Source organism: Legionella steelei (assembly GCF_001468005.1).
Lineage (GTDB): Bacteria > Pseudomonadota > Gammaproteobacteria > Legionellales > Legionellaceae > Legionella > Legionella steelei.
Window position 1 is genome coordinate 146687 of sequence record NZ_LNYY01000019.1, and the last position, 20190, is coordinate 166876.

Below are 20190 nucleotides of genomic sequence, written 5' to 3' on the forward strand. Positions count from 1 at the left end.
CGCAACACCGATGCGTGATGTGCTAAGCAAGGAGGAGGATAATCCTTATGGACTGGACCTGACTCAGGAGCAAAGCGTGCTTAATTTTGCGGGGATGACAGTAGTACCATCACATAGATAACCGGGTAGGCTGGGCTGTTAAGCCCAGCATCTGCTGAGCTCATTCGTACTCTCCAAAAATTCCATTATGAAGCCCAATTAACAGATATCTTATCCGGGGTGTTTCTAAGAAGGAAATACTTTAGCGCTGGGCTTAGCTGCCCAGCCTACGGCTAGTTAGCTTTTTTTGTCAATGAATTACCTAGCACATACAGGGGGGCGAGGGTTATATGTTGCGTTTTGGTGTTTTCAGTCACACTATTTCAGCTTGATCTAGCGACGCCTCTAATATTTTTTTATATTGAGAATTTATTCGATTTTTTTGTTTGTGAGTTTTGAAGAAATTCATTAAAATCATTTTCTTATAAAAAAATTGTTTATGTGGCAAAATTGTTTTTATAAGAGATAAATGTTTAAATTTCGCCACTTTTCGTTGCAAAATATTCCATAACGTGTAAAAATTGTCCGCCTATGAAAACGAAAATAATCTCTATTACAACTTTATTCGCCTTAATTGCCCTGAGTTTTTCAGCGTGGTGGTTTTGGCCCGCGAAAAAACCATCAACTCTGTTTCGACAGGCTGATTTTGATCGATTACCTGGCTGGAAATCTGCAGATCTGAAGAAGTCCTTACAAACTTTTCAGACTTCTTGTCGTGCTTTTATTAAGCAAAGTCCAGAGCAGGTTGTAGGAACGGAGCATATTGATTTGCAGGTAAAGGATTGGCAACCAGCCTGTATTGCGGCTTTAAAAATTTCGCCCACTGATGAGCAAGAAGTAAAACACTTTTTTGAAAAGTGGTTTACTCCTGTAGAGTTTACAGATACAGGTGAAAAACCTGGCTTATTTACTGGTTATTATGTGCCTGCAATTAAAGGCAGTTATACTAAATCCAAAGAATTTCATGTGCCGCTTTATGAAACGCCTGATGATTTGGTGACGACTGATTTAGGTCTTTTCTTTAATGATTTAAAAAACCGCCGTCTTATAGGTCGGTTAGAAGGTAAAAAACTGGTTCCTTATTATACTCGTGCACAAATTAATCATGGTGCGCTTAAAGGCAAAGCCCGTGTTTTAGTGTGGATTAATAGCCCAATTGACCGCTTATTTTTGGAAATTCAAGGTTCAGGAGTCATCGAACTTGAGGACGGTAAGCGTCTTTATGTTGGCTATGATGCTCAAAATGGCGCTCCTTATACTGCTATTGCTGGGGTTTTGATCAAAAAAGGCGTTATGACTAAAGATAACGCGTCCATGCAAGCAATCAAACGCTATTTGGAAGCACATCCCAAACAGATGGATAAAGTGATCAATAAGAACAAATCGTTTGTCTTTTTCCGTAAGATGTCGGATGGTTCCGCTTTGGGTTCGCAAGGTGTGGCTTTAACTCCTGGTTATTCTCTTGCTATTGATAAGCAATGGGTGCCTATGGGAGCTCCTCTTTGGTTAGCAACAACGCGTCCAGACAGCACAAATCCTGATGAGAATAAGCCTATGCAACGCTTGATGATTGCTCAAGATACGGGTGGTGCGATACGTGGCAAAGTGCGCGGAGATGTTTTTTGGGGCGGCGGTGAAAAAGCGACGCTGATTGCTGGTCATATGAAGAATCATGGTCATTATTGGATTCTTTTACCCAAACACGCAGTATCTCGATTAGAAAAAAATAAATTAATTTCTGGGTAGTTTTGCCCTCACCCTAACCCTCTCGGGCGGGAGAGGGGATTGTCCTTCCATGAATTGGGAATGGGGAGGAGGTGTCGTCAGGGCGGATGAAGGGAATGTGACTAGCTTTGATGCTCAGATACTTTTTTCCCTGCTGCTTTAAATGGTGGTATAACGCTATTTAATGCTTCTTTATTGTTACTCAGTGATTGAGCGGTATCGTCTTTTAAAGCATCAGCTAAACTAATAAATTTGTATCCATTCTTTTTATATAATTCAATGATATCTTCTAAACATAAGCTGTTGAGAAGATTTGCATGGATTAATAAAATTTGCTTCGTATTTTTTCCTCTAGAATTTTTCTCAGCTCTTAATGTTTGTTGCCAGATGTAAGCCAAATAGCGTTTTTTGAATGCAGGAAGATTGGCGGCTCTTTTTCTATAAGGTATTCTGTAGAAGCGCGCATTAAACTCATAGTCTTTGCTGTCAATCGTTACTGGGGCAATAGTATATTGATGTGCCGCTAGGTAGTTAGACACTTTTTGTTTTTTTTGACCAGTGCCTTCTGCCAGATAAGGGTAGCGAAAATATTTAGGCTCTGTTAGCACTGGTGCTAATACGGTATCTGCACGATCTATATCTGCTATATACTTATCGGCGCTCATATTATTTAAGCTTTTATGAGTGTAGGTGTGATTTCCTAAGGCAAACCCTTGATTGCGAAAGGTCTCTAGCAAATCCCATTCATTTTTCGCGACTGCTCCACCAATAGCAAACCCTGTAGCTGGGACTTGATTATCAACAAGTGCTTTAACTATTGCCATAAATCGAGCTTGGGTTCTTTTCAGACTTGCTGGTGTGCTGGTACCTGAGCCAACAAAGGGTAGATCATCAATTGTAATTGCAATCTCTTTTTCTTCAGCAAAACATGGAGAATTTAGTATGCAAAACAAGAGTGTTACACCGGTCCATCGCAGTAACATGATATCCCCTAATTTATTATTATTATTAAAAATAACTATAGTAGACAATTTTCAAAAAAGTCTAATTTTTGTAATTAATTCTTTTTTAAGAAGATTATTTGATGATAGTATGAAGGATTTTTATTGATTTTAGTGTCCCAACCTACGACCAGTTCATTGCTCCAATTTTTGTTTTGCTTTTCGCAAGCCCTCAAATATAGGTTCGGAAATATTTTTAGGAAAGTGTTCTGGTAATTGTTTTGCAACTTCTTGAATCACAGAATCTGTTTGTTCCAACATTTCATTGAGAATCATTTCCGCTCGATCTGGAGAGTAATTTGCGTCTTTTGCTGTGTCTAAAAAATGCCGACGTTGTAGGGTGTGCCAATGGTAATGCTTGTTTTTCCCTTTTAGAGCCATCGCCATTTTAATTTTTTGGGGTTGCAGTTGATTTTTCTTTATCAGTGGATAGGCCGATATGATGTCATATAGTGGTGAGAGTCTGTATTTTCCTTCTGCTTCAATAAAAAGGCTGAAGTTTTTAGCATGGCCATCAATTGCGGCAAGTAACCAGAAAAAAACTTGAGTACGATAAAATACATCGCGATCTGCAATCGAGTTTGCTGATGCAAGCAATAATTTCATGATTTCTTTTATACCGGGGCCTCCATCCGATTGATACTTAATATTGTACGAAACGCCTAGGGCTTGGCACATATCCTCTTGTGGCAAGCGCATAATCCAGCTTTTATCACGAGATACTCTGCGATCAAATCGTTTTACTGATAAAACCTTGATGTCCTCAAACTGAAGAATGTCGCAATCGGCTGCGGGTAGTCCATAGCATTTCGCAAGAAGAGAACATAGCCATTCGTTTTCACAACTGTCACTTAAATCCATCTGCTGATGGGCAATAAAGCCAATGGGTAATTTAAAAATATGGGTAGTTGGCGTTTCTTGCAATGGCTCGCACCATTGATTTTCATGATACAAAAAGGCAGTTTTTTCCTGCGCCCCCGCAATGGAAATTCGGAACTCCTCATCTTCTTGGCTCATGCCTAAGGGGTTTATTCGATAATTTCGTAAAATTGAGGCAATTTTCTGCTCTGTTAAAGGTTTAAATTTGATTTTTTTCTCAAACGCTAAAGGGGCCGTCACCAGTTGAATGGCTCCTACGCAATCCCTACCAATGCCTGCGAGTAGATCAAAAGGCTGGCTGGTTGCTATTTGAAATCGTGCCTGAATTCGCGCGCGAATTTGCTGATTATCTGGAAGCAAATTATCAAAAAAATTATATACAACATCACCAGAATAAGTATTATTAATGAGCGGTAAAGATAATGAAATGGGACGAGCCCCTGCTTGGTTTAACCAATCGTGGTGGTAGGTAAATTTCAAGCCTCCCTGTGGTGTTTTCTCAAGCAGCCCCACTAAAATGCCATTCATTAAGACATAAAGAGTTTGATTTTTTTTTACCATTCATCGTTCCATTGATTGGTTGTTGTATGAGGAGCGTTTTTTTCTGACGCTTTGAAGTCTAAGCTCAGAGCGGATAATATCCGAAATAAAGTACTTAACCGCATGTTTTCTGGATTATTTTCAATGGCAGAAATAGTTTTTTGCTTTAAACCCACTAAATCAGCAACTTCAGCTTGGCTTAGCTGAAGTTTTTTTCGTTGATTCTTTATCAGCAATGCCAGCTCCTGTGGTGAGTGGATCAGCATAAACGCTCCTGAGCAAATTAATACCTTATAAGGGATATTATGGATTATATACCCCAATAGGGATAATTTCAATTTTATCCCTTTTTAGGTATAAAATATTATTTATACCTAAAAGGGGGTAGAGTAAATTTTTTTTGCATCACCGTACATCTTTCAAATATAAAGATACAAACTATACATTAAGTGGTTATTTTAACCATTTTTTAACATTTCAGTTTGAATAAGGAGCATTACATTGCTAAAATGCTAACCCTTTATTTTACTGAACATATATATAGAACTAGTGCACTATTTAATTGTAATTTTATTTTTATTTAATTCCATATGTCATGCCAATATTGGTGAGCGCATTTTAAAAGAGTATCAATCGAAACTTTATACTTTACCCGTTACACATCAAGAGCACTTTGCTATGAGAATGTATACCTTAACGGGCAATGAAGAATACATTAATCCTATTATTAACTATCTGTATTTGCTTGGTGGTCGCTATAGATATCTCTATAAAAATCTTCAGAATGATATTGTGATTGAAATTGAAAACAAAAGATTATTATCAATTACTGATGGGGATACTGAAAAAACTAAAAGAAGAATAAAAGAAAGTTTGAAGTATCCTCGAATAGCTTACTATCTCAGTTTGCTTATTTTGACTAATAAAATATATTTTTATCATATGGAGGGTACTCCATTATTTCCTGACACGCCCAAAGTCATTAGTTTTTTAAAAACAAAGAGTGGCGATTTTGAAAAATTTATTCTTGATGAAGAGAATATTAAAATATATGGGGCGCAGCTTATTAATTATGTTTATTATCTTTATGATTTGGGAATTATTGACTTAAGAAAATCGTATACCAAAAAATTTAAGAAAATTTTTCCTGATAGTCAGGATGCTCAATTAACTGATTTAGATTATGCTGCAAAAATCTATGGTATGACCCACTTTATTTTAAGTGAAAGCCGTTATTATCAGAAACAACTTAATCCGAACTTGTTTCATTGGATTACTGAATATTTTAATACCCACATCGATGAAATAATATCACGCACTGAATACGATGTTATTGTTGAGGTTGGTGTTTGCCTTATGCTGATCCAGAGTAGCGATTCGAAAACGATTGATAAAATTAAAACTCATTTAAAAACGATTTACAATAAAAATTATGGCATCCTTCCTAATAAGGAAAACTCATTTGACCTTATTAAAGGGGAGCATCGCAATATTTTAACAATCATGCTTTTTAGCTGGCCAAACAAATTAACTGAAGTCCCAAAATCACTGTTTCAAACCATGTTGGAGAAAAATTTTATTCTCAGTGAATATGACTCAAAGATAATCTTTGGAGTTAGAGTTCCTTATTAGTGAATATGGCGGCCGTCATACCGCCATGTTCTCTTGCTAGGTGCAGTAATCCAATCATTTAAAACCTGCAGGATTTTTTGGCATTGAGTTATCAAATAGATAAGAAACACCGATTAATCCCATATTGGCTTTAAACTTACCTAAATGTAGCTGAGCATCGCGCCAGTCTGGTCCTTGACCAAAACCTGAGGAAACATTGCCAAATGATTGATAGCTATAGCCGGCGGATACTAAGATGTTCTGGGTTAAGAAAAAATCTAGGCCAGCACCAAGGTTGTAGGTGAATTGATTATTTCTTTTGGAAGCATAATCAGGGCTGGTTCTTGATGTTACATCGGGAAGAGCTGCTTCATTATAGGCGTGACTTCGATTGAATGACACCCCAAGTCCAAAATCGACATAGGGCATAAAACGACCGATTCGAACTAAATCAAGCTTTGAATACACTGAAACAACATCAGCTTCTATGCTCCAACTGTAAGAATAATTTGTGAACTCAGGGAGTGAATATTGCGTTACCAATCCATGAATGCTTTTTGAAAAAACATGCTCATATCGCAAAGCTAATGCATAGGATGGAAGCCATTGCTCACTACGATTCCATCGATGTCCTGCTTGAACATCGAGCATAATTGGTTGATGTCTATCCAAAGAATATTGATCAAGATCCCAGGGAGAGGGTGCCTCTGAACCATTAGGAACAGTCATTTCATCTTTCATGATTGTGTGCATAAATCCTACATCCATACCGACATACCAATGATGAGTATCGCGGGAGATTTCTGATGGTACGGACGCGAAGGCATTTACAGATGTTGGCATTCCTACTAATGTCGACACGACTAAAAAGGCACTCCATTTTAAACTCGCTGAATTCATTTAATCATCCCTAAAATTTAAAAATTTTCACCAAACTCAATTGATTATTTTCTACTGAATATGAATTCAGTAGTACGGTCTTTTGAAAATTCTGGGTTATTGCTTATTGGAATGTTACTTGTGGCGCTTGATGATAGCTACCCAGGGGAGGATCGAGTCCTTTTCATCTGCAGAAGTTAAGCATTCCGTGGCATTTGTCAGGCAAGATTATCGCGATTCAAACGAATAGACAAGCATTGCTTGATTCCATCCATCAAGCGAGTAGTTTTGGGACAAATGATTAGGGTTATTCGCTATTATATTATTGATGATTCAGCTATATTTTATAGATAAACGTTGAAAATGGTATTTAAATGAAACTAAGTAAAAAGCTGTGTTTTATGTTGGCCTACGCACTGGTTATACTGCCTTTTATTGGTTTTTACTTTGGCCATTATTATACTTTTCTTCCATTTTTTGTCTTATTCACGTTGATTCCCTTAATCGATGTTTGGTTGCTTGATCCCAGCAATCCAGAGAGTACTCAAGAACATTTATTGCTTAAAGACAAATATTTCAAACTTATTACCTGGATGTATGTGCCGATACAATATTGTTTTATGATTCTTGCGACGTATTTAGTTGTACGTTTTCCATTAACAGCAACAGAATTTATTGGCTTTAGTCTATCCATTGGTCTTTTAACTGGTGGGATTGGGATTACTCTTGCTCATGAGTTAATGCATAAAAATTCCACTATGGATCAACTCCTAAGTAAAGCGTTATTAGTGAGTGTATGCTACGGTCATTTTTTTATTGAGCATGTTCGTGGGCATCATGTTCATGTGGCTACACCGAAAGATCCTGCGACGTCTCGACTTGGAGAAAGCTTGTATCGCTTTTTACCAAGAACAATTATTGGTTCTTTTCGTTCTGCACTAAACATAGAGCGTAAGCGTTTAAATCGTCTAGGATATCGATGGTACCATGTGCACAATCAATTTTGGTGGATTATGGGCTTGCCGGTTGTTCTGGCAATCGCTCTTTTTTATTATGGTGGATGGCGAGCTCTTTTATTTTTTATCCTGCAGTCGTTGACTGCTATTTTTCTGCTGGAAATCATTAACTATATTGAGCATTATGGTTTGGAACGCAAAAAACTTGCGAATGGATCCTATGAAAAAGTGTCAGCTCAGCATTCATGGAATGCAAGTCATTGGCTGAGTAATATGCTTCTTTTTCATCTGCAAAGACATTCTGATCATCATGTTTATGGAGCACGTCCTTATCAAGTATTAAGGCATATTGACTCAAGTCCTCAACTTCCTTCCGGTTATCTGGGAATGATAATTACGGCTCTTTTCCCTCCATTATGGCGAAGGGTAATGGATAAACGAGTACTGGCTAATCGCAACAGGTCAGCCAATAATGTCTAACGAATTTTTAGCAAAGCGATCACCGGTATTCCAAGGAATAGTCAAGTTTTCCAATACGCTTCGACTATTTCCACGAATTACATAAAAAAGTTGTGAGCTTGCATTTACCTTTGTTTTGATTTGTTCATCATGGAGGATACGAATAAAATTAGCTAATAATCCAGGTGCTGTAGCTAGGTAATGACACTGGAGATCATTATTTACACTGAGAGGAATAATTTGCGTGGGCCCTTCTTCATGTAATGTATGGAGAAAACTATGAAAAGGAATTTCTGATATGAAGCCAGAAGCAATTGGATTCGCGGCAGTTGTAATAGAGTGAGGCTTACATTATCTGCTTAGATAAGTTTTTAATGATTCATGATCAATTAATACCTGTTTAATCATGTCTATGGCTGTGTTGCCGTAATACTTTCTATAGGAGTGATTTCTCCATTAGTCGCGGTATTCATCTTTGAGTAAAAAGAATGCGTTCTTGAAACAACACGAGTCGTTTCTGTATTTGTTTTTTCTGGTTCTTTATTTTTTTCTTTGGTGGGATCTACTACAACAAAATGCTCAATGGCATGTAGTGCGGCTAACTTCATGAACTCTGAGCCAGCCAAGCGGGGAAGTCTATTGGGGCTGTCTTTATAAAAGCGTTCTGCTGCCGTTGCGATTAATCCATTCACTTGTTTGAGCAAGTTCAGCTCGTCTACTTCAATTATTTTGCTCGGGACTATACTGCGTAAGGTCGCTAAATCATGGACAAAGATCTTGATTTGCTGATAAAGCGTTGCAAACTCTTCAATAGTGTTCGTATATTGCTCTTCATAAGTCTTGGTTAGTTGATCGCAGCTGTATTTTTCCAGGCCTTTTCCGGTCAGTTTTTTATAGATATGAGATATTTTGATTGCTGCCGGATGGCTTGGTAGTTTTTTATATTCTTCGGAATTTATAATATCACTCAGAATAACTGGAGAATTTGTTTCGATTTGATTTACTTGGGTTAATAACTCACTAAAAAATTGCGTTAAGCGATAATCTATAGATTCTTGCAAGTAATTAAAATCTTTTTCCAAGTCTTGTGCTTGAAGCACCAGCGTATGATTGATGCTGGTGAAGCTCAAAAGAAGTAGTTCTGCGACAAATTGTTGAACCGTTACATTCTCTAACTTAGATAATTCTTTAAATTTAGTGATTATATCAATAATTGCTTGATACAAAGTTCCTTTTTCTTTTTGTTTTTCAATAGAGCCCCAATCATCAGATAAATATCGTTGGCTAACCTGCCTAATCACAATGCCAAATGTGTCTAACACTTTTTTGCGAGTCACTTCAGAATCTAGGATGGATGTTTCTTTTTCCTTAGCGGTGATTTTTTTAATGTGCTCCTCTAGGACTGAGCTTGCAGTGTTGAGCATTTCAGCAAGAGTTTTGCTTGCGGTATTAAGACCAAAAATTTTAAAAAAATGGGCTTGGATTAATAAAGCATGCTCTTCATTGACATAGCTAGAGTACGTCGTAAAGACTTCATTGAAGAGGCCATAGACATGTCCTTTATGCAAGACTCTGCGTTGTTTCGTGAGACCCATATAGGCATAATGAGTTGCATTATATGCATCATACGCAATCTGATTTTTGGCAATTACCGCATAAAGTTTGCGTAAAATAGTAGGAAAATCGAGTAATGCCACATCGATTGATTTTTTCCCGGCATAGTCCCCCAAATATTTTCTACCTAAAGCAGTATGTTGATGAAAGATCTGAGAGCCATCATTAAACGTTACTTTATGGCTGCTTAAAAAGTTAAGTACCTTATATACCATTAATTTTTGCACGTGGGTGGTTTTGTAACCATCGGGGGAGACGATTACTCCTTGTTGGGAGCCATTATTTCCATTTGATCCTGTTCCATGATGCCCTGGCATAGAATAACAAACAAGACTTTGTTTTTCTGTGGAAACTACCTCAGGACGCATTGGAGTAAATCCCCAATCAGAACGTTCGTTTGCATAATAAATTAACTCAGTATTTTTTATAATTTGGGGTACTGTAAAATAGCGCTCGTCATACCATGTAATCGGAAAGCAATCTCCGGGGACAGGATCGATGCCAAAAAGATTTATTGAGGCATTGGGTAGATGTGTTTTAAGTTGATTAAACCATTGTTCTTGTTCTTCTTTAGGTATCAGATTTATTTGAGCTTTTAGCGGTTCTATAATATCTGGGGTATTATTTTTGGGGGTGCCTTTGTATCTTTTGGCCTGTTGTTCTGTTAGATGCTTTAACACGTCTTCAAAAGTAACACATGCTGTTATAATTGATTGTATCGTTTCTAATTCATGGGCCATCAAAATGGCTTCAACAACGCCTCTACTATGAGCAACAATGTTAATTGGCGTTTGTCCTCGCACAATCGCTTTGAGTATTGCGGCCAGACCCAGACCAATTTTCTCTCCAACATCAGAACCATCTGTTTTCGGCCCATTAATGACAGTAATTTCATCAGCCTGAAAGGGATAAGGATTTTTTGCATCTACTTTGGTGGTTTTAACTGGTGAACTTGTTTTAATTAAAGAAGAGATGACACTCAATGTTTCTCCTTTAGGGTAATCCTTTACTGCCGCTCCCTTAATATAAGGAGTCGATTTGCGGGCTTGTTTTAATTCGGGGGTAAATTCAGTGAGCGTCCCCAGCATTGTGAGTGTGAATGGCTTTTCAATTTTACTGTCCATAGCAGCTGTCCCATAGTGTGACACCATTGCTTTTTATATTTTCATTTTTAGAAAATAATAGCAATAAAAATTGTCTGATTGTATTAAAAAGAAGATATGGCATATCTCAATGGCTAGGGGGTAGAGAATGAAGTGGCGATTGCTTCACTTGGTTTGTATGGGTGGTATTTGATACAATTAGACCTTTATTTTTTCATTAAGGTGATATTTTATTAATTTTTCTAACTTAGAGTGTTACAATGCCCGAATAATGGTCATTCTTGAACTATAACAATGAAAATTTCTAGTATTTATAGCAAAGTAGGGTTTCAAGAGATTTATACTCATGAAGACTCTCTCCCCCAGCATATAGATCTGCCTGAGAAGAAGCCATTTATTATCTTAGTAATACGCGATAATTCTCCGAATAATCAGTATCTAGAGCACCATTTCCCCTTGTTTCAAAAACTGGGATACACGGATGTTATTGATCAGTCGAAAATTTTAACGATTACAAGCAAAAGAAAAGTTGAGATTGTTATCAATGCAATTCTTTCAAGTGCTGATTATAATCATTCTCAAAATGAGGAGTTACTTAATAAATTAAGGTTGATGCAGCAAGAGCTGACTCAAATAAAAAAACCTAAAATGCTACCTCCTAAAAGCAAAAGCTCTGCGAAATATCATTCAGTTAATGCCCAAATAATTAGAGAAAAGCAGGCACCAACTCCTAATCATAGTGCTAAGAAAGTAAAAAAAGATGATAAACCAGCGATAGAAATTTTAAAAATAGAAGGCTCAGGAAGAAGTATTACGGAAATAGAGGCGTTTAATGGCATATCGTATCGTCTTCTATTAAATGGTCGTACACCCAGAGTTAGAAGCGTACATGATGCTGAAGGGAATCGAGTAGGGGTTTTTTCTCGGGAGATAGAGCATTTTCAATCCTTACATGATTACTATCTAAAAGAGAAAAAGAAGATTGGTCGCATGTGTTCACCCAAGCAGAGGGACCTAGTCAAATCAGGTATTGGTAGAGTATTAGCAGCTGCTTATTGTGAGGAAGAGAATGATTTGCATGGTGGCAATATTGGCTATGATCCAATCGAGATTAAATCCTATAAAATTGATCATGATCAGGCAACCTGGCCACTCACATCAAAATACAGGGGCATAAATCCTAATAAGCCATATTACGGTTCTGTAAGAGCGCATGGCATAAAACCTAAAGATGCTTTCCCAATTACTCAAAGAGATATCACTAAATTCCCATATTTAAAGGATGCTAAACCACGTGCTTTTCCTGATAAAGCTGATAATGCTCTTTTAGATCTGAAGGGAATTGAGAATGATCCTAATTTCATCAAAGATGCTTTTTCGGTTTTTCTTAAAAGAGCTTTATTTGATGAGCAAATTTATCGACCTATCGCTAATGCAACTATTGGAAGTCCTAAATTACGAGAAGAGCTAGTGGCTCACAAAAGCGAGCGCAGTGCACTACTTAGAGAAGAACTGATAAGAAATGAAAAATTTTTAAATTTCCTTATCGATAATCCTAATTTAAAAGCACAGATCATGGATGAATTTAGAGAATACAACAATGACTATAAAGAAGATAGTTCGTTGCGTCTTAACCTCGATGCTTTAGGAAATAAATTTGATGCGCTTGTGGGCGAAGCGCTCAATAATCCTGTGGCAGCAGTTAGACTGATTGAGGTGCACTATAAGCCTTATTTAGATAATAATTCCTATCAATACAAAGAAGTGATTGATTCATCTCTGAGAAAACAAGCAACAAAAGAATTCATCAAATCAATGCTTCATGTGAACGACACTGGAGCCGAACTCTATTTCAATCAAGCCAAGGAAATATGGCTCCGTGCGTCAACAAATTCTCAAGAAAATATTATTGCAAGAAAAGCAGAAAGTACTCTTGAGGACATTTTAGCAGACATCATTAAGCTTGATGGTAAAATTGGAGTCTTTGGTGGTGAACAACGTATACTAGCCAATGGTGACGAAATTAATATACCTAAAGGCGCTGCCGCAATTTTTGATCTATATAAAAAATATAAAGATCATGAGATTCCCACTGCAATTGAAACCTTAGAGGCCATGATTGAGCAAGCAGCAATTTCGAATGCCTATAAAGGACATACTTGGTTTAATCGCCGCCAGAACGAAACATCCGACTTTTACAATGATATTGTTGCCATTCAGCATAGAACATTTGTTGAAGAGAGTATGAATCAACTATTAACGATACATTAAAAGAAGAAATACAATCCTACAGATGCAATTACATTTTTTTTCAAATTTATGTCGCAGTTGCAAGTCAGAATACATAGTCAGTCAGTATAACGATTATTCCGTAATACCTTGCCAGCCAGGCTTTGGTGGATTGGATTTAAATTGTTGGCATCGCTCAATGAATATAGGTGCAATGATGTCTGCAGGATAGATTTCTAGACATTTTTTAAAATGCTCAATGGCTCCATCCCATAACTGTTGTTTATAAAGCAAAAATCCTTGTTCAAAAATAGAATTATAGGCATTGAGATCAAACTCGAGGTCTTGAACATTATCAGTTAACAGTTCGTAAATGTAGCAGCTTTGCGTGCGCCCTTTGACTACAACGCAATCGATCATCCTTAAAATAAATTGATCTTTTATTATTTCATAAACTGTATCACTTACAATAATCTTCGTTCCATAATTTTTATTGATACTCTCGAGTCGACTAGCAATATTAATTGCATCTCCTATAGCTGTATAATTTAGACGCTCAGATGAGCCCAGATTACCTACAATAGCATCGCCCATGTGGATTCCAATACGTGTAATGAAGGCTTCTCTTCCTTTTTGTTGCCACATTTTATTCAACACGTTTAATTTATTTTGGCATCGTAGCGCTGCTCTTGCCGCATGATGGTAAGGGCGTTCATTAGGCAAAGGTGCACCCCAAAATGCCATAATAGAATCACCAATGTATTTATCTATTGTCCCTTTCTCATCGATAATAATTTGAGATAATTCTTCCAAATATTCTCCCATTTGCTGCATTAACACACTGGGTTCCATTTTTTCAACTATTGCAGTGAAACGCTTAATATCTGAAAAAAGAACAGTCAACGTTTTTCTAACACCCCCCGTTCTTATGTCTTCGCCAGATTCAATTAACTGTCTGACAAGACTTTTAGGAATGTATTTCTGGAATAGTTTGAGTCCTAATTTCATTGAATCCACGGAATTTCTTAATTGGATTATTTCTTTTATTTTGGAGTGAATGACGATTTTGTTGTCTAAATTAAATTGCTTGATGTTTTCTGTTTCTACTACCAGTATTTTAAGTGGTTTTACAATATGACTTACTAAACTAGATATTAAGAATATCCCTAATATTAAGATGCCTAAACTGATATAAATAGTTATTAAGTTCATCTTTTTTAAATTGCTAATAAAATCACTCTGAGGCGTAATAACGCCGATATACCAGCCATGCGTTGCAAAAATCACACTGGGTACATAAGTAACCATATAAGTTTGGTTACTATAGGGATAAGAAAAGGTGAGTAATTTATTCTCATTTTTTTGCTGGTATTTTTTGAATGTTTGGTTGATCAATGACTTGGAATGAATATTAGTGTTCTTTGCTAAGTTAGCAAAAGATGAGCTGCCTGAAGATGCAATTAAATTTCCTTCTTTATCAACAATAAATAAATAACTATTGGGAGTTACTTTTTGAATTTTATTAATAAATTGAGACAAATCGCTTAAATCAATATCAAGAGCAAAAGCACCAAAGAATTTTCCATTTTTAAAAACAGGTGAGCTAACAGTTAATCCATTATTTTGTTGAAAATAAAACAAATAAACATTTGTCCAAACCGTTTTCTTTTCTTTTTTTGCTTGCAGGTACCAGGGACGTGTGCGGGGATCATAACTGATATCATTTGATAAATATTTTTTTATGATCTTACCTTGTATGTCACGATTAATAATTGTCCTTGTTGTTGTCCCATGATTTCGTTGATAAATATCAGAGGTGATACTGCCATTAGGCTCTTTTTGGGCAAAAATAAAATTGCCTTTTTCGTCTCCCCAATGTGCACCAACCACTAATGGTATTATTTTAACTATATTTGTGGTTAACGAAATGATTTGAGTAGTAAACTTGTGAGTGATGTCTTCTTCTTCAATGAGACGAGCTGCGAATTGGCTATGTATTTGGGCTGGTCCTATATTTTTATGTAATCTATTTAATATCAGTAAAGATTCATTCACCATCCGCTGATGCGCTATATCCGATAAAGCCTCAGAGTAGCGTTGCGTGGTTATCAGGATGATTAATAAGATGGTGGTGACAAAAAGAGAAATAAAAAGAAAGAGCATGCTCATTCGTAGCGTCACAATCATATCATTTATTTTTTTTAAAAAGGCGCGTAATCATGCCAGACCTGCGATTAATAAATCTTTTTGATTAATTACAAACCATTTTGATTATCTCAAGCATAGCGCGATTTATTGATTGATAAGACTTGCAAAACTCAATATGAAACAATCAACCTGCAATGCAATTATTCGCGTGGCATGTCATCACGAACAATGAGAGGGATATTCCTGAATATGGCATAGACAACATTTGTAATGGCCATAAATTAGGAACTCTTTTGTTGTAAACTCTTCAAATGACGAGGCTTTAAGGACCACAAGATCGATTACAGTCACACAGTACGTTAATAGTTAATAAAACGAGCGGCCTATAGCACTCTCTTTCGAATCATTAGGGTTATATTTTTCATCGAGCTCAAGTGCAGTTACTATTTCTTTAGCGCGAAGATGAGAGGGGGTATGGCTATTCAATGGTTTAAAAAACAATAGAGGGTTAGTACTGCGCAATGAACCATATCTGTCGACTGTTATATTGTCCTCAGAATAAGATGTGATGTCTGAAGACTTATAACCTGATAAATCATTTAAACTAGAGTTAGTCGTTGCAACAAATTCGGCTAAAGTAGTTGTGTTTCCAGAGACAGGCTGATTGCTATGAGCATTGCAGATGACCCCCTCAAGTTGCAGGGCCTTATGCTGATAATAGTAAGTCATTGGAAATTTTAATATATGTACTAAAGCAACTGCAGGTAGAACCATTAGTGTTGCTGCGGCGGCCATTGCGAACCTTAAAAATTGTAAACCAAAGCCTATGAAACATGCGATGCTTCTAAGCATGGTTGCGTCGTTCCACCGCTCTGCATCGCGGACGTATTTGAACGGGTTATCAGTACTTTGCTTTCCTGGCATGCCATAATTAATTAAGAAATTAGAAATTTGTGGGAGCAGGGTGATATCAATGAGCCCATGCTTCAGCTGATTAGGGTCTAGTTCTGCGCCATTTATTTTCTTAAGAATTCCGTAATCCCCGTACATTATTGCAAAGGTATCATCGAGTCCTTCAAGAAAATTATTTTTTATTACTTTATTTAATTTTATCCAGGGGTGCCAACTGTTTATTTTTAAGGCATTTATTTTAAAATGCTCATCTGTTTTTAATCTATCAGAAGCATAGAAATATAAACTGTGATCTTGTCTTATGGCAAAAGCGGTTATATTTTCGCGGTCTTGTAATGTAACATCTAGATAAATATAAGATCGACAATTGATTGCAATCGCTTTAAGAGCAAAACTTTCTTTTTTCTTTAGTATCGGTGCCGCATAGCGCATTGCATAAGGATTTAACTTGATCGCCTCAAGCATGAATGTTTCATTAGCCTTTAGATCTTCAGGAGTATTTTGAAGTAACGCAATATGGCCTTTTACTTTTTCTAATTCTTCTAATTCGAATTTACTTAACATCGCTGTATTTTAAATGGCAAACCAAGCGTGGAGTGTACAGTTAGGTGATTAGGATTTCAAATTTAAAAGGGTGCCTATAATGAGGGATAAATAGCCTAGTTGCTTGCAGCCAAGCTGGGTTTGTTAGTTTTGGTGCACTTTATCAGGGCATGCTTTTCTGAATTTTTGTTAGTAATTTTTTGCAAATAGGATATTTAGCTTGATCACAATTTTTGGAGACATTGTTCTTCATCGTCTTTAAATCTTTAGGATCAGTGAGCTCGTTAATATGATCAAGAATAAACTGCTGCAATGCGCCTGTACTTTTATTGCCAGTGATGTATGGGCCTGCATAATTCCATGGTTTGGTTAATAACCTTGAAACAACATCAATCATTCCTTCTGCAAACTCACCATCATCATATTCTGGATGTTTTTTGATTATATTTGAGATTTCTACTGCTAAAGCCCATGCCTTTGGCGTATTTTGCGTGTTATTGAGATAGATTTCTGCCTGATCCATTTTAGTTTCTAGTAACTTTAACTCACTTGTTTGTGCGCTTAAAAATGGTGAGAGGCACATTAAATTACATCCGAAGATGAGTAACATGATTTTTTTCATTTGAGCCACTTTCCCTAGTGAAAAGCATTGATTTTTTAATTAGTATAGAACGAAACATTGCAGTAAAGTAGGTTGTGGCAAAATGACTCAATTTGCCATCGCGATAATATGGAGGCGTATGCTATGCTGATTAAAGAACCTAATCAATTTGAGCAAATATTATGAATTATCATACTCCTTCAGGGTTAAAGCCTTTGATCCAGGAACTTAGGCAAATAAATATTTTAAAGCATGATGATCAGTACAATATTGAGAAGGTTTCAATTGTCCTAAGTAATTGGGTTAAAAAAACAGAATGGCTTGAGGAGCATTTTTATACTGTTGATCCAGTGAACGGATTTACCTCCTGGTTAATTTTTGAAGAACCCGATCATACTTTGGCCGTTAATTTAGTTGCTTGGGAGCCTGGACGGGAAATTACGCCACATGATCATAACACTTGGGGAGTAGTGGGTTGTGTCGTGGGTATAGAAGAAAATTATTCTTGGATGCGTATGGATGATGGCACGCAACCTGGGTATGCTGATATCAAGAAACAGAATAAGAGCATTACCTGTTTTCCTGGGGATGTGATTGGTTTTAGCCCTAACGATATTCATAGTGTCGTTAATACATCTGATTCTGTAGCGATTTCCTTGCATGTTTATGGTAAAAATTTAAATTATACGAATCGTTTTCAATATAATCCCCTGAAAAAAACCGCCGAGCCATTTATTATTAGTTTTAATTAACTTTGACACAAGAGATTGGTTTTAAATGGGGCGCAGCGTGTTGATTGATACAACATGCAATCATAGACTGGGTTGTTCAAGCCCTGTTTAGCGAATTAATTTTTATTCTCTCTCCGGCAAACAGGTATAGGCTAATGGATTATTTAATTGATTTTTAAAATATACAAATAAATATAATTCGTTTACATTTACATTGGTTTGCTGATGTTAATTAATGGAGCAAACCAAGCGACTTATCTTCTCATCAAGGACTATAGAGGAATGGCCATGCCTAGTATTAATGACTAAACGGGTAATGTCGCTGAGGTAAGAGTAAATAATGTGTTAGGAGTTATTGCTGATGCAGCAATAGTAGCTAACCTTTGTTTGTATTTGCATCAGCGCTCAGGATGACTTGTATTTTTCTTTACCTCTCACTCGAAGATTTAACCTCTAATGTTAGGAGAAGAAAATGCAGGAAAAAGCCGAATTACCTTTAGCAGAACGTTTAAGCCAACCTCAAAATAGTCAATTAAAAAAAGATGTAGACGGTTGGCTTAAAGAACTCAATCTATCTCCTGAAGCTTTAAACTCTAGTCTCGTAGCCAAGGCAATTTCTATTAAAGCAGCTCAAGTCGGCAATTTAGATGTCATTCGATTCCTTACTGAACATAAATACATTGGCCCAAATAGTACCGATTATATAATGCATTGGGCTGTGAGCCGTGGACATGCACATATAGTTAAATATTTAATTAAGTACAGCAATGCAATGCAAATCGAAAATGTTTTGTGCGATGCAGCAAAAGAAGGACATTTTACTATTGTTCAATGCCTATTGGAAAATACACAAGTTGACTCAGCAGTCCGGAATAATTCTGCAATCCGCTTAGCTCTGGAAAAAGGTCATGTTGATGTTGTTTTATTACTTGCTTTGCAACCTTCGGTGGTCGCTTTAATGAATTTTCACAAGGAATTAGGTATTTCTGGGAGTTTGCGTAAACAAGTTGCTGAGTTAAAAAAAGCAATCAAGATGGTTTTAAATCAGTACACGAGTAACTCGTGCCTCTTCTTTCAGTCGGCATTTGATACAAACAGCAGTTTATCCGTTTTAGTTAAAGATGTGGTCTTAAATATAGCGGGCGTTGGCCTTTCATTACTAGAACAAGAATTGCATCTTTCTGATAAATGTATGAAAAATATTTTATCTATAAGAAGGGATATTTTATCGGGTTATAGTGAGCCAACTCCGGAAGAGAACACTATCAAACTCACTTGAGCGGGGGGGCATCCTTCTCATGTAAAAGATCAAGATGTTCCTGAGATGCTAATTTGTCATAGAGTTCGATTAGTTTACCTATTAATTTAGGTAGATCATCATCGAGTTTCATCTTGTTTTCCACATTTTTAGCATGTCGGTGCAGGGTGATTGCTTTGGGCTTATCAAGTGTGAAATATGCTTTTTTGTGTGTTTTCTCAAAGGCAATCTCGGCCTTTTCCAAATTGATTATATTTTTATTGAATTCTTTAACTAACTTACGCAACTGAGGTAAAAATTCAGCGTTTTTCTCCTCATGCAATTTTATTTTAAGGCTGATTAATTCAACAAAAATATTAAATAACCATTGATAATGCAACAGATCGAAAAAATGTATTTTATAGCAAAGGCAAGGGTTTGTCTCATCTTGCAAGAGTTTAATCGCATGCTCTGAGGAGCAAGGGGGGTGAAATAAAGGTAGTTTTTTTCGATCTGTGCTTTTAAAAAAGGGAATAAATGAATATTCAGTAGTTTCTATTACTGGTGGTTTAGCGCTTAACTCTTCACTTACCCAGGGCATTGATTCCTTACAAAGAAAAAGATTGAGTTTATATTGTCCATCTGCATGTTGCAGGTAAAAATCTAATTTTTCTTCCTCTGTTGTCGCTGATCCGGTATCTATCACCTCGATTCTTAGTCGGTCACTTTGAGACTGATAATGCTCTATAATTGTTCGGGGCTTTGTATGATCAAATAACACAAACTCGGTTGCATGGGCCTTCTTAAATTCATCCTTATTGAGCAATATAATAATATTTGCAATGCCAATTTTATCAAGCTGATGTAAGTGGCCAAAAGGAATGTCAGTATATTCCATGCCTAGCAAAATCACTGCGATTTTCATTTTGATTCCCAACAAAGGCTATAACGGATTTATTTTTAGTATAGCAAGTAGGAGGGAG

Annotated in this window: 15 protein-coding genes; 6 read left to right on the forward strand and 9 right to left on the reverse strand. The window is 36.6% G+C overall.

The features are described 5' to 3' along the window. Nucleotides 1-570: 570 nt before the first annotated feature. Nucleotides 571-1785, forward strand: coding sequence for a murein transglycosylase A (mltA, locus tag Lste_RS04910; RefSeq protein ID WP_058509960.1), 1215 nt, complete (start codon nt 571-573; stop codon nt 1783-1785). Nucleotides 1786-1886: 101 nt separating this feature from the next. On the opposite strand, the gene Lste_RS04915 is transcribed toward mltA, so the two are convergent. The 3 genes from Lste_RS04915 to Lste_RS04925 form a co-directional block, all read right to left on the reverse strand. Further along, nucleotides 1887-2747 carry a polysaccharide deacetylase family protein gene (locus Lste_RS04915; RefSeq protein WP_058509961.1) on the reverse strand — a complete coding sequence of 287 codons (861 nt, stop codon included), beginning with the start codon at nt 2745-2747 and terminating at the stop codon, nt 1887-1889. Between the two features lie 153 nt (nt 2748-2900). Beyond that, a complete protein-coding gene (locus tag Lste_RS04920) occupies nt 2901-4205 on the reverse strand; it encodes a type II toxin-antitoxin system HipA family toxin (RefSeq protein ID WP_058509962.1) in 1305 nt (434 codons plus the stop codon). Continuing rightward, the gene (locus Lste_RS04925; RefSeq protein ID WP_058509963.1) at nt 4199-4450 is read right to left on the reverse strand and encodes a helix-turn-helix domain-containing protein; all 252 of its coding nucleotides are present in this window, start codon (nt 4448-4450) and stop codon (nt 4199-4201) included. The genes Lste_RS04920 and Lste_RS04925 overlap by 7 nt, the downstream gene beginning before the upstream one ends. Nucleotides 4451-4733: 283 nt before the next feature. On the opposite strand from Lste_RS04925, the gene Lste_RS04930 reads away from it, so the two are divergent. After that, nucleotides 4734-5816 carry a DUF3541 domain-containing protein gene (locus Lste_RS04930; protein ID WP_058509964.1) on the forward strand — a complete coding sequence of 361 codons (1083 nt, stop codon included), beginning with the start codon at nt 4734-4736 and terminating at the stop codon, nt 5814-5816. Nucleotides 5817-5870: 54 nt separating this feature from the next. On the opposite strand, the gene Lste_RS04935 is transcribed toward Lste_RS04930, so the two are convergent. After that, nucleotides 5871-6695: an outer membrane protein gene (locus tag Lste_RS04935; protein ID WP_083503910.1), complete on the reverse strand. Its 825-nt coding sequence runs from the start codon at nt 6693-6695 to the stop codon at nt 5871-5873. A 353-nt stretch (nt 6696-7048) separates the two neighbouring features. Between Lste_RS04935 and Lste_RS04940 the strand changes: the two genes are divergently transcribed. Further along, nucleotides 7049-8110 carry an alkane 1-monooxygenase gene (locus tag Lste_RS04940; RefSeq protein WP_058509965.1) on the forward strand — a complete coding sequence of 354 codons (1062 nt, stop codon included), beginning with the start codon at nt 7049-7051 and terminating at the stop codon, nt 8108-8110. A 389-nt stretch (nt 8111-8499) separates the two neighbouring features. Here Lste_RS04940 and Lste_RS04945 read toward each other — a convergent pair whose 3' ends face one another. Then, nucleotides 8500-10827: a hypothetical protein gene (locus Lste_RS04945; protein ID WP_058509966.1), complete on the reverse strand. Its 2328-nt coding sequence runs from the start codon at nt 10825-10827 to the stop codon at nt 8500-8502. A 273-nt stretch (nt 10828-11100) separates the two neighbouring features. Here Lste_RS04945 and Lste_RS04950 point away from each other — a divergent pair, with 273 nt between their 5' ends. After that, nucleotides 11101-13077: a hypothetical protein gene (locus tag Lste_RS04950; RefSeq protein WP_058509967.1), complete on the forward strand. Its 1977-nt coding sequence runs from the start codon at nt 11101-11103 to the stop codon at nt 13075-13077. Nucleotides 13078-13170: 93 nt separating this feature from the next. On the opposite strand, the gene Lste_RS04955 is transcribed toward Lste_RS04950, so the two are convergent. The 3 genes from Lste_RS04955 to Lste_RS04965 form a co-directional block, all read right to left on the reverse strand. Further along, the gene (locus Lste_RS04955) at nt 13171-15216 is read right to left on the reverse strand and encodes an adenylate/guanylate cyclase domain-containing protein (protein WP_193393386.1); all 2046 of its coding nucleotides are present in this window, start codon (nt 15214-15216) and stop codon (nt 13171-13173) included. A gap of 333 nt (nt 15217-15549) precedes the next feature. After that, entirely contained in the window at nt 15550-16659 is a 1110-nt protein-coding gene (locus Lste_RS04960; protein ID WP_058509969.1) for a DUF4116 domain-containing protein, read from the reverse strand. A gap of 142 nt (nt 16660-16801) precedes the next feature. Further along, the gene (locus Lste_RS04965; protein WP_058509970.1) at nt 16802-17260 is read right to left on the reverse strand and encodes a hypothetical protein; all 459 of its coding nucleotides are present in this window, start codon (nt 17258-17260) and stop codon (nt 16802-16804) included. A gap of 161 nt (nt 17261-17421) precedes the next feature. Here Lste_RS04965 and Lste_RS04970 point away from each other — a divergent pair, with 161 nt between their 5' ends. Together Lste_RS04970 and Lste_RS04975 are read left to right on the forward strand one after the other, a co-directional pair. Beyond that, entirely contained in the window at nt 17422-17991 is a 570-nt protein-coding gene (locus tag Lste_RS04970) for a cysteine dioxygenase family protein (protein ID WP_058509971.1), read from the forward strand. A 451-nt stretch (nt 17992-18442) separates the two neighbouring features. After that, nucleotides 18443-19249: an ankyrin repeat domain-containing protein gene (locus tag Lste_RS04975; protein ID WP_058509972.1), complete on the forward strand. Its 807-nt coding sequence runs from the start codon at nt 18443-18445 to the stop codon at nt 19247-19249. On the opposite strand, the gene Lste_RS04980 is transcribed toward Lste_RS04975, so the two are convergent. Further along, nucleotides 19242-20132: a hypothetical protein gene (locus Lste_RS04980; RefSeq protein WP_058509973.1), complete on the reverse strand. Its 891-nt coding sequence runs from the start codon at nt 20130-20132 to the stop codon at nt 19242-19244. The genes Lste_RS04975 and Lste_RS04980 overlap by 8 nt on opposite strands. Nucleotides 20133-20190 lie beyond the last annotated feature (58 nt).